Here is a 10,517-nt window from a genome sequence, read left to right as displayed (position 1 = left end):
GTTAACCCGTGATCCGAACCGTCGTCGTCGATCCCCAGATCGCGAACGTCAGGAAGAAGTCGGTCACGACCACGGCCACGATCGAGGTGCGAATCGCCTGGCCGACAGCCATTCCCACGCCGGCGGGACCACCGGATGCGGTGTAGCCGTAATAGCAATGGATCAAGATGATCACGACGGCAAGGATGATCAGCTTTCCGAACGACCACAGCACGTCGATCGGTGGCAGGAACTGCAAGAAGTAGTGGTCGTACGTGCCCACGGACTCCTTGTAGATCATCGTGGTGATGAGCCGTGGCGAGAGGTATGAGGCCAGCAGCGCCACGGTGTAGAGCGGGATCACCGCGATGAAGCCGGCGATCATCCGGGTGGTCACGAGATAGGGCAGCGACGGGATCCCCATCACCTCCAGAGCGTCGATCTCTTCTGAGATCCGCATCGTGCCGAGGCGCGCGGTGTAGCCGCAGCCAACCGTCGCCGCCAGGGCGATCGCGGAGACCAGGGGTGCGACCTCCCGGGTGTTGAAGTACGCCGAGATGAATGCCGTGAACTTCGCGACCCCGATCTCGCTCAGTGACGCATAGCCCTGCAGGCCGACCTCTGTGCCGGCGAAGAAGGCCAGGAAGGCGATCACGCCCACGGTCCCGGCGATCACCGAGAGGGCTCCGACTCCGAAGACGACCTCTGCCAGGATCTTCGCGATCTCCTTGCGGTATCGACGCAGCGCGTACGGCGTCCAGGCCAGGGCCTTGGCATAGAACAGCAGCTGGTCACCCAGGGTCTCCATGCGGAGGCGGCGCTCCTTGACGAACGCCGATCCGAGCTCGCTCACGACGCTCATCAAAGGCCTGCCTGCGGGACGATCTGGAAGTAGAGCGCCGTGATGATGGAGTTCATCAGGAACAGCAGCATGAACGCGAGAATGACCGACTCATTGACGGCACGCCCTACGCCGCTGGGCCCACCGTCAGCGCTCAGGCCCTTGTAGGCGCCGACGATCGCGGCCAGGAAGCCGAAGATGCCCGCCTTGATCATGGCGACGTAGATGTCAGGCAACGTGGCAAGAGCCGTGAACGAGGAGAGGAACGCTCCAGCGGATCCTCCTTGCACGACCACTGTGAAGAAGTAGCCACCAGCGATGCCGGCCGTGATCACGATGCCGTTGATCAGCAGGGCCACCGCCACGGTCGCGAGCGCACGCGGCACGACGAGGCGGGCGATGGGGTCCACGCCCAGCACCTCCAAGGCATCGATCTCCTCGCGCATCTTGCGCGCGCCGAGATCGGAGCAGATCGCCGAACCGGCTGCGCCGGCGATGACCAGGGCCGCCGCAATGGGGGCGGCCTCCCGCACGGTGGCGAGCACGGCGGTCGCCCCGGCGAACGACTGCGCGCCGAGCTGTCCGGTGAGGCTGCCGACCTGGAGGGCGATGATCGCGCCGAACGGGATCGACACCAGGATCGTCGGCATCAGGGTGACACTCGTGATGAACCAGGCCTGCTCGATGAACTCTCGTCCCTGGAAGCGCGTGGTGAAGGCCAGCTTGACGACGTCGAACGCCATGCCGGCGATCTCCCCGGGTCCGCGAAAGACCGCTGCTGGGCTCAGGCCCATTTCTCCTCCTGTGGCCCGGTGACTCCCTGAAGGCGATGCCCCTGGCGGAGATTGAGGTTCATTCGCGTTACCGGCCGGTCCCAGAAGCGTAACGATGAAGTGTGACCTGCGTTACGTTTTCGCGGTATCCCAGGGCAGCATGACGGCCGGCACGCCGTCCGAAGAACGACGCCTCGCCGAGCTGGGTCCCCGATGCATAGCCCCGGCCGTCAACGGCGATGTTGGAGGCGCAGGCGCCGGCCGCAAAGACACCGCCGATGACCGTCCGGTCACTGCGCAGCACCCTGCCGTCGTGGTCCACCCGCAGCCCGCCACAGGTGAACCCCGAGTAGAAGCACTGACCCGGGGTCAGGTCATAGGCACCATACGGCGGGGTCTCGAGAGCTTCGACCCATTCCGTGGCCTTGTGGAACACCGGATCGGCTCCGGTGCGCGCGGCCGCGTTGTAGTCATCGAGGGTCTGGGCCAGAGATCCCTTGGGCAGACCCAGCCCCACCTCCATCTCGGCGACGGTCTCCCACCCGTCCACGAGAGGCTGCAGGCCGTACGCCGGCTCGGCCATGTGGAGCGAGTCCAGGATCAGCCACGCCTTCTGCTCCGGCTGGTCGAAGACCAAGGCAGAGGTCCGTGAGTGATAGGAGTCCTCGGCCACGAAGCGTTCACCACGACTGTTGACGCAGATCCCCTTGACCAGGTCACCCGGCGGGTAGAACGGTGCCGTCAGGAATGCGCCGTCCATGTGCTCGGCGAAACCGCCCACCGACTCGCCCAGGCGGATGCCGAGGCCGTCATCGTGCGTGTTGCCCAGCGCCATCCCTCGCGCCAGCAGCGCCTCGAGGCTCGGAGCGTATGCGTGCACCATCTCGGTGTTCATCACGAAGCCTCCGGCAGCGATCACCACGGCACCCGCACGAATAGCACCCGTTTCGCCGAAGCGCTTCCAGGTGGCCCCGACGACCGACTCGTCGTCCGGCCCCTCGTGATCGGTCACGAGGGCCGTGGCACCGGTGTCGTAGCGAACCTCGACACCCAGCGCGTCCAGCTTGTCGAGGGCGAGCTCGAGCACCAGTGCGGCGCCTCCCATGTCGCCGGCCACGGGTGGCTTGTGCCCGCGCGGCGCCGGCACAGCCATGTCTGCGAAGGGCCAGACCTTCTCGTTGCCGCTGAACATCACACCCTCGGTGCCGGGCTGGATGGCTGCCTTCTGCGGGTAGAAGGACCTCTCGAACTCGAATCCCAGGGACTCGAGCCAGCTGAAGTGCTCGACGCTGCCCTCGCTGTAGACCCGGATCTTCTCCGGGTCACAGTCGGGCGAGACCGCAGCGAGGTACTTCGCCATCTCATCAGGCGTGTCCTCGAACCCGGCCGTCTGCTGGACGGGCGTGCCACCGCCAAGATAGAAGTGTCCGCCGGCCATCGCGCTGGTGCACGACAGGCGGCCTCCGCGGTCGATGACCAGGACCCGGGCGCCCGCCTGTGCTGCCTCGATCGCAGCGGCCGTGCCGGCCATCCCGGCCCCGATGACGAGCACGTCGACGCTGTCCGACCACGACGTCACATCATGGGCCGGCGCCGGGGCGGGAATGTCCATCTGAGAGCTCGTGGTCATGAGTAGGTCACCCGAACCTTCTCCGACGCCGCGTCGCTCTGGCACGCGAGTCGGATGCCGTCGGCGAGGTCCTCATCGTCCAGCACATCGTTGGCGCGCATCGTCACCTCGCCCTCCAACAGCCGGATCGCGCACGCCGAGCACTCCCCTTCCCTGCAGGAGTAGGGCGCCTTGACCCCCTTGCTCTCCAAGTGCTCGAGCAGCGTCATGCCTGATTTCCAGTCAGTGAACTCGTGGTTCACACCGTCGAGATCGACCTGGAGGTGAACCGCGCCGACGGACTGCGGGGCCGGTTGGCCGGTTGGCGGGGCGAGCTCGACCGGAACGTCGGGGACCGGTCCCACGCCGACGTCGAAGGGGTTTCCTCCCAGCGACACGAACTTCTCCTGATGGCGACGCTCACGCGGAAACCCGAGCTCTTTCAAGGCGGCCACCGTGGCTGCCATGAACGGCGCGGGACCGCACACGAAGGCGTCCCTCTCGACGTAGGGACCCGCGAAGGCGCGCAGCTGGTCCTGGGTCGGCAAGCCCTGCACCGACTCGAGCCAGTGCACGACCTGCAGGCGTTCGGGATGCTCGACCGCAAGGTCGGCGAGCGCCCGGCCGAAGATGACCGATCGTTCGTCACGGTTGGCATAGAACAGGACGATCCGCCCTGACCCACGAGCCAGGGACGAGCGGATGATCGAGATCACCGGGGTGATCCCGCTGCCCCCCGCGAACAGCAGCAGGTCGGCATCGAGATCCTTCGGCGTGAAGATCCCACTCGGCGGGAGGACCCGCAGCCGGTCGCCCGGACGGACCTGGTCGCAGATCCACCCCGAGGCGTAGCCATCTGGTGTGCGCTTGACCGTGATCGTCAACGGACCGTCGTCCCCCGGCGTCGAGGACAGCGAATAGCTGCGGGCCACGAGGCCGGTGCGGTCGCTCGGGACGGCGACCGTGAGGAACTGTCCGGGGACGTAGGAGAAGTGCTCGCGATGCTCGCCCGGGTCGAGAACCACCGAACGGGCCTCCCCCGTCTCCTCGACCACGTCGAGCACCGTGAGCTCGAACGAGTCACTGGTGGCCTGGCGCTCACTCATGCCTCGATCGCCTACTCATCGGGCAGCCCGACCGCGAGCGCACCGTCGCGCACGGCTTCCTCGATCGACGCCGAGAGCTGCGCACAACCCGCGTGAACCGGACGGCCGCCCGCCTGTCGGGCCAGCGAGGCGAAGGTCGCACAGTCCGCGACGGCTGCCCGTGTCCACTGGATCGAGGTCTGGTGATCGCTGTTCTTGCGCACCTTGACCCGCGCCTGGCAGCCCTGGCACGGCAGCTCCACAAGCCTGCTCTGGATGTAGAGCGCCCGGTCCGCGAGGGTCTCCGGCAGGGACGGGACGATGTAGACCATCAGGCGTCAACCGTTTCGTCCTGACGGTCCTCTGATGCCTTGCGCGCAAGGTTGTCCGCGACCTCGGCTCGCCAATTCTCGTTCGCCTTGGTGGTGTCCACCTCGAACTCGAACCGATCGACCATCTCGGGCGCGACGTCGGCTGCGTCGACATAGAACTGTTCGTACCAGCGACGGAGCTGATAGACCGGGCCGTCCTCTTCGCAGAGCAACGGGTTCTGCACCGGCGCCTTGTTCTGCCAGATGGCGACGTCCTGCAGGAAGCCGACCTTGAACGTCTCGGCGTACTTGTCCCCGATGTATTTCGCGGTCGCCTCGTCAACGCCTTCCGGCTTCTCGACACAGAGCCCGTACTGCAGGTTGAAGGAGTTGGGCCCGGTCGGGACATGGCAGTTGATCAAGACGACCCTGGTGAGGAAGCCCTTGTAGTCGGTGTCCAGCCAGTTGATCATGTAGGACGGTCCGAAATAGGTCGCCTCCGACTTGAGGATCAGGTCCTCGTCGCCATAGCCCTCGGCCTTCATGTCCGGTCGTCCGGTGGACTCCATGAACTGAGTGGCCTTATCGCCCTCGAAGACGTTGCGGAAGTGCGTCGGGAACGCGAAGTGGATGTAGAAGAAGTGCGCCATGTCGACGACGTTGTCGATGATCTCGCGGCAGTGGGCGTTGTCGACCTCGATGACGTCCCAGGTCCACTCGGTGTAGCGGTCCGTGCCGACACCCTCGAGGAGTGGCGGCAGAGCCTCGAGGTCGGCCGGAGCGCCCTCGGGGTCGTGCCAGATCAGCAGCTGCCCGTTTCGGACCGCGCTCTCGTAGCGCTGGGTCCGGGCCCGCAGCGGCACCCGTCGCGCGTAGGGGATGGCCTTGCACTTGCCGTCGCCGCCCCAACGCCAGTCGTGGAACGGGCAGGCGATCTCGTCGCCCTTGACGGTGCCTTGCGTCAGGTCACCGCCCATGTGCCGGCAGTAGCCGTCGAGGACGTGCAGCTCCCCCGCAGAGTCTGCCCACACGACGAGCTTGCCGCCAAATGCTTGGACTTCGTGAGGCTTGCCGTCGGTGAAGGCTTGCTCGAGACCAAGGCAGTGCCAGCCCCGGGCGAAGCGGTCCGGGACGGAACCGGCGTCAAGAGCGCGGGTCTCAGTCACGATTGCCTCCGAGGGAGCGGGTCTCTGTGGACCAAAACAAGAACACGTTATAGTTTTACCACATGTACGTCTCTCTGACAGCCGACCAGCTCCGCCTTCGCGATGAGCTGAAGGGCTATTTCTCCGAGCTCGTCACCCCCGAGCGCCGGGCTGCCCTCGCCGCGTCATCCGGGGAGTTCGGCGACGTCACCGTCTACAAGGACGTCATCCGCCAGCTCGGTACCGACGGCTGGTTGGGCATGGGGTGGCCCAAGGAGTACGGCGGCCAGGAACGCTCGATGGTCGAAGAGCTGATCTTCACCAATGTCGCTGCCGTCGCCGGAGTACCCATCCCCTACCTGACGCTGAACACGGTCGGTCCGACGATCATGCGTTACGGCACCGAGGCGCAGAAGGAGTACTTCCTCCCGCGGATCGTCCGTGGCGAGCTGCACTTCTCGATCGGATACTCCGAGCCCGGCTCCGGCACCGACCTCGCGTCACTGCGCACGCGGGCCGAGCTCGACGAGTCGACCGGTGAGTGGGTCGTCAACGGCCAGAAGATGTGGACATCGTTGATCCAGTACGCCGACTGGATCTGGATGGCGTGTCGTACTGATCCGGATCTTCCCCGCCACAAGGGGCTGTCCATGATCCTCGTCCCCGCCAGGGCGGATGGCTTTTCGTACACACCCGTCCAGACCCTTGCCGGTGTCGGCACGAGTGCGACCTACTACGACGATGTGCGGGTGCCAGCGGAGAACCTGATCGGTGGACGCGGGGGTGGCTGGGCGCTGATCACCAACCAGCTCAACCGCGAGCGGGTGGCCCTCACCTCGTCGGCCCCATTGGTCCACTCGATCGAGCTCGTCACCGACTGGGCACGGCAGACCAAGGATGCGAACGGCGTCCGCGTCCTTGACCAGCAATGGGTGCAGATCCTCCTGGGCCGCGCTCAGGCGCGTACCGATGCCCTGACCCTGATGGGCTGGAAGCTCGCGACCGAGATCGACACCCTCTCCCCCGCCGACGCGTCCGCGATCAAGGTCTACGGCTCCGAGCTCGCTGTCGAGGTCTACCGCTCACTCACGGAGATCGTCGGGCCCGCTGCCGGGATCGCAGCCGGTTCGCCCGGCGCCGTGCTCGCCGGGCGGCTCGAGCGCTACTTCCGGTCGTCGCTGGTCATGACCTTCGGCGGCGGCACCAACGAGATCCAGCGAGACATCATCGGCTACGTCGGGCTCGGCCTCCCGGCCGCCCGGCGCTGAACCCAACGAACCGCTCAGGAGCCAACGCATGGACTTCACATTTTCACCCGAGGCAGACGACGCCGCCAGCCTGGCCGCCACGATCCTCAAGGACCACACCGGGCCGGAGCGGCTGGCTGAGGTGGAGGCCGCCGGCAACCGGTTCGATCCGGTGCTGTGGCGTGCCCTCGGCGGTGCCGGTCTGCTCTCCCTGACCACCCCCGAGTCGCATGACGGCGCGGGCCTCGGCTTCCTCGAGCTGTGCCGAGTGCTGGTCGAGGTGGGCCGCACAGTCGCGCCCGCACCTCTGGCCAGCGACTCGGTCGCGCGACTCTTCCTCGCAGAGCACGGCACTGACGAGCAGCAGCGAGACGGATTCGCAGCTGGAGTGCTCACCTGCGCGATCACCGAGGAGCACGAGCACGCGCCGACCCTTCCGAGCACGACCGCTGCCCTGGACGATGGCGCATACGCCCTCACCGGCACCAAGTACCTCGTCCCCGCGGCCACGGTGGCGACCGCCTTCCTGGTCACGGCCACCACACCTGACGGCACTGGCGCCTTCCTGGTGGACGCGGACGCCCCCGGCCTCCAGGTGCAGGAGCAGCACCTGAGCGACGGTGACGTCGCAGGACTGGTCGAGCTGGATGGCGTCCGGGTGCCTGTCGATCGCCGCGTCGGCGACAGCGAGGCAGCCGGGCGCCTAGTCGACCTGCTCACCGTCGCGACCTGCGCCGTGCAGCTCGGCGTCACGGAGGGCGCCATCTCCCTCACCGCCGAGTACGCCAAGACCCGGGAGCAGTTCGATCGCCCCATCGGCACGTTCCAGGCGGTCTCGCAGCGGCTGGCGGATGGTTACATCGACACCCGCTTCCAGGCACTCACGGTGTGGCAGGCCGCCTGGCGGCTCTCAGAGCGCCTTCCTGCCGAGGAAGCGACAGCCACCGCCAAGCTCTGGGCCGCCGACGCGGGCCACCGGATCGCACACACGACCGTACACATCCACGGAGGAGTGGGCGTTGACCTCGACGGAGTGGCCCACCGATACTTCACGGCAGCCACCAGGTACGAGTTCCAGCACGGCGGAGCGACCGAGCAGGCGCTGCGACTCGGTCAACTGCTCGCGGCCGGACCCGCGTGACCGTACGGGACCTCCTCCTTGCGCGAGCCGAGCAGGACACCCCGGCGCTTCTGACGCGCGAGCGTTCGTGGACCTGGCGCGAGCTCGTCGCCGACGCGTCGGCCCGCGCCGCGGCCATCCGGCAGGTCCTCGAGCCGGGTCGACCTCCCCATGTCGGGCTGCTGATGGACAACACCTCGGAGATGCTCCTGGGCCTGGCATCCGCGGGGTTGGGCGGACACGTCGCCGTTGGAGTCAACAGCACCCGCCGCGGTGAGGCCCTGGTCGCCGACCTCCGTCGCGCGGACGTCCAGCTTCTGCTGACCGGGGCAGCCCAGCGCCGCCTGCTGGACGGGCTCGACCTGTCCGGCATCACCGTGATCGACACCGACGGAGTCGGCTGGCGCGACCAGATCGTGCCAGTGTCCGTCCCGCCGGCCGAGCCCACCGACGAGTCGCTCTTCATGCTGATCTTCACCTCGGGCACGAGCGGACGCCCCAAGGCTGTACGCATCACTCACGAGAAGGTGACCTATCCCGGCCGATACCTCACCGAACGCCTCGGACTCAGCGCCGAGGACGTGCACTACGTGGCGATGCCGTTGTTCCACTCCAATGCGGTCATGGCGGGGTGGGCACCCTCCCTTGTCACTGGCGCTCCCGTGGCGCTCCGGGAGCGCTTCTCGGCCTCGGAGTTTCTCAGCGATGTGCGCCTATACGGAGCGACCTATGCGTCCTACGTCGGCAAGCCGCTGACGTACATCCTGGCCACACCCGAACGTCCTGACGACGCCGACTCCTCGCTGCGGCTCGTCTTCGGCAACGAGGCCGGAGACCGCGACATGCGCGCGTTCGCGGAGCGATTCGGGTGTCACGTGATCGACGGGTTCGGCTCGACGGAGAACGCGGTCATCGTCAGCAAGATCCCGGGCACACCTCCGGCCGCGCTCGGCTGGCCGGCCGATGGTGTGGCCGTCCACAACCCGGAGACAGGTCTGGAGAGTCCGCGCGCCGAGTTCGACGAGGACGGCCGGGTCGTCAATCTCGACGCGTGTGTCGGCGAGTTGGTCAACACGACGGGCAAGGGCCAGTTCGCCGGCTACTACAACGACGACGAGGCCACGGCCGAGCGTATGCGCGGCGGCATGTACTGGTCCGGCGACCTCGCCTATCGCGACCCGGACGGCTGGGTCTTCTTCGCCGGACGGACCGCCGCGTGGCTGCGCGTCGACGGGGAGAACCTCGCCTGCGCCCCCATCGAGCGGATCCTGCTCCGACATCCCGCGATCGACCAGGCGGCCGTCTATGCGGTCCCTGACGAGCGTTCCGGCGACCAGGTCGCAGCCGCGCTGGTGCTGCGTGGCGAACTCGGCCCGCACGAGCTCGAACAGTTCCTCGACGAGCAGCGGGACCTGTCGCCCAAGGCACGACCGCGCTATGTCCGGCTGGTGGACGACCTCCCCCGCACCGCGACCCACAAGGTGCTCCATCGCGAGCTCAGCGCAGCCGGGATCACCGGGATCACCTGGACCCGCGAGGAACGCGGGACCAGCTACGTCTGATCGTCCACGCCGGCGACGTGTGCCAACGCCTCGAGGAAGACCGGGCACCAGCGAGCGGAGTCAAGCACGACCGACGCGTGCCCGCCCGGGGCTGTGAAGACCTTGGCGTCCGGGATCGTTCCCGCCATCTCGTACTGACGCACCGGAGCGATCACCTTGTCGTTGCCGGTCACGACCACGGCGGTCGGCACCGTGACGGAGGCAAGGTGTTTTCGCGCGTCGAAACGGCCCAGCTCACCCAGCACCTCCGGCAGGGACCAGAAGCTGGTCGCCCGGAACTCAGCCCACGCCCAACGCACCACATCGTCCTCGATGTCGGTCAACGGCGGGAGCGAGCTGGCGTGACCCTTGACCTTCGAGGAGGTGTGCCGGCGTCCCATGAACGTGATCGCGGTCAACATGGGATAGAACACCGCCTCGGCCGCGCTGCCCTTCCACGTCATGGCGGTCGAGCACAACACCAGACCCGATATGCGATCAGGGTGTTGCCGGGCAAAGACCTGTGCCAGCGCTCCCCCCATGGAATAGCCGACGACGATGACTCGGTCGAGGTCCAGGACGGTCAGGAGGGCCGCGATGTCGTCCGCGCACTCCGCGAGGGTGAAGCGGTCCGCTGGAACACCGCGGCCGTGCCAGCGCTGGTCCATCAGCACGACACGGTAGTCGGCGAGCATGCCATCGACGGTCGTGAACCAGCTCAGGGACGCCGTGGTCGCCACAGCGTGCAGCAGGAGCACGGTTGGCGCGCCCGGACGGGGTTCGCCGGTGTCCACGACAAAGACGTCCCCACGCCCCTCCAGGTGGATCATGCGGCCGGGAGGCAGAGGGTTTCTTTCCGGGAGCCT

The 10,517-nt window shown here is 67.1% G+C and carries 10 protein-coding genes; 3 read left to right on the top strand and 7 right to left on the bottom strand.

Going from position 1 to position 10,517, the window contains the following annotated elements:
• Position 1: 1 nt before the first annotated feature.
• The 6 genes from WKF39_RS02275 to WKF39_RS02250 all read right to left on the bottom strand — a co-directional run bounded on the left by WKF39_RS02275 (position 2) and on the right by WKF39_RS02250 (position 5,764).
• Positions 2–841, bottom strand: coding sequence for an ABC transporter permease (locus WKF39_RS02275; protein WP_340385460.1), 840 nt, complete (start codon positions 839–841; stop codon positions 2–4).
• A complete protein-coding gene (locus WKF39_RS02270; protein ID WP_340385610.1) occupies positions 841–1,563 on the bottom strand; it encodes an ABC transporter permease in 723 nt (240 codons plus the stop codon). Before WKF39_RS02270 ends, WKF39_RS02275 begins: the two co-directional genes overlap by 1 nt.
• 118 nt (positions 1,564–1,681) lie before the next feature.
• A complete protein-coding gene (locus tag WKF39_RS02265) occupies positions 1,682–3,205 on the bottom strand; it encodes an FAD-binding protein (protein ID WP_340385458.1) in 1,524 nt (507 codons plus the stop codon).
• A gap of 14 nt (positions 3,206–3,219) precedes the next feature.
• The gene (locus WKF39_RS02260; RefSeq protein WP_340385456.1) at positions 3,220–4,308 is read right to left on the bottom strand and encodes a ferredoxin--NADP reductase; all 1,089 of its coding nucleotides are present in this window, start codon (positions 4,306–4,308) and stop codon (positions 3,220–3,222) included.
• Positions 4,309–4,319: 11 nt separating this feature from the next.
• Positions 4,320–4,619 (bottom strand): hypothetical protein, encoded by a 300-nt coding sequence (locus tag WKF39_RS02255; protein ID WP_340385454.1) that lies wholly within the window; start codon positions 4,617–4,619, stop codon positions 4,320–4,322.
• Complete coding sequence (locus WKF39_RS02250) at positions 4,619–5,764, bottom strand: Rieske 2Fe-2S domain-containing protein (RefSeq protein WP_340385452.1); 1,146 nt, start codon at positions 5,762–5,764, stop codon at positions 4,619–4,621. The genes WKF39_RS02255 and WKF39_RS02250 overlap by 1 nt, the downstream gene beginning before the upstream one ends.
• A 62-nt stretch (positions 5,765–5,826) precedes the next feature.
• On the opposite strand from WKF39_RS02250, the gene WKF39_RS02245 reads away from it, so the two are divergent.
• From WKF39_RS02245 to WKF39_RS02235, 3 genes are read left to right on the top strand one after another with little or no spacing between them, the layout of a single operon-like run.
• Positions 5,827–7,011: an acyl-CoA dehydrogenase family protein gene (locus tag WKF39_RS02245; RefSeq protein WP_340385450.1), complete on the top strand. Its 1,185-nt coding sequence runs from the start codon at positions 5,827–5,829 to the stop codon at positions 7,009–7,011.
• A gap of 28 nt (positions 7,012–7,039) precedes the next feature.
• Complete coding sequence (locus WKF39_RS02240) at positions 7,040–8,131, top strand: acyl-CoA dehydrogenase family protein (RefSeq protein ID WP_340385448.1); 1,092 nt, start codon at positions 7,040–7,042, stop codon at positions 8,129–8,131.
• A complete protein-coding gene (locus WKF39_RS02235) occupies positions 8,128–9,672 on the top strand; it encodes an AMP-binding protein (protein ID WP_340385446.1) in 1,545 nt (514 codons plus the stop codon). The genes WKF39_RS02240 and WKF39_RS02235 overlap by 4 nt, the downstream gene beginning before the upstream one ends.
• On the opposite strand, the gene WKF39_RS02230 is transcribed toward WKF39_RS02235, so the two are convergent.
• Positions 9,663–10,481 (bottom strand): alpha/beta fold hydrolase, encoded by an 819-nt coding sequence (locus tag WKF39_RS02230; RefSeq protein ID WP_340385444.1) that lies wholly within the window; start codon positions 10,479–10,481, stop codon positions 9,663–9,665. The two genes, WKF39_RS02235 and WKF39_RS02230, sit on opposite strands and share 10 nt — an antisense overlap.
• Positions 10,482–10,517 lie beyond the last annotated feature (36 nt).

Source organism: Aeromicrobium sp. (assembly GCF_037719875.1).
Classification (GTDB): Bacteria; Actinomycetota; Actinomycetes; order Propionibacteriales; family Nocardioidaceae; genus Aeromicrobium.
The sequence above is the reverse complement of the archived record's forward strand: the minus strand, read 5'-3'. Positions and strand labels throughout refer to the sequence as shown.

Coding starts and splice junctions, on each gene's coding strand:
- WKF39_RS02260 (WP_340385456.1), bottom strand. CDS start 4,308: ATGAGTGAGCGCCAGGCCACCAGTGACTCGTTCGAGCTCACGGTGCTC.
- WKF39_RS02240 (WP_340385448.1), top strand. CDS start 7,040: ATGGACTTCACATTTTCACCCGAGGCAGACGACGCCGCCAGCCTGGCC.
- WKF39_RS02230 (WP_340385444.1), bottom strand. CDS start 10,481: ATGATCCACCTGGAGGGGCGTGGGGACGTCTTTGTCGTGGACACCGGC.
- WKF39_RS02270 (WP_340385610.1), bottom strand. CDS start 1,563: ATGGCGTTCGACGTCGTCAAGCTGGCCTTCACCACGCGCTTCCAGGGA.
- WKF39_RS02255 (WP_340385454.1), bottom strand. CDS start 4,619: ATGGTCTACATCGTCCCGTCCCTGCCGGAGACCCTCGCGGACCGGGCG.
- WKF39_RS02275 (WP_340385460.1), bottom strand. CDS start 841: ATGAGCGTCGTGAGCGAGCTCGGATCGGCGTTCGTCAAGGAGCGCCGC.
- WKF39_RS02265 (WP_340385458.1), bottom strand. CDS start 3,205: ATGGACATTCCCGCCCCGGCGCCGGCCCATGATGTGACGTCGTGGTCG.
- WKF39_RS02245 (WP_340385450.1), top strand. CDS start 5,827: ATGTACGTCTCTCTGACAGCCGACCAGCTCCGCCTTCGCGATGAGCTG.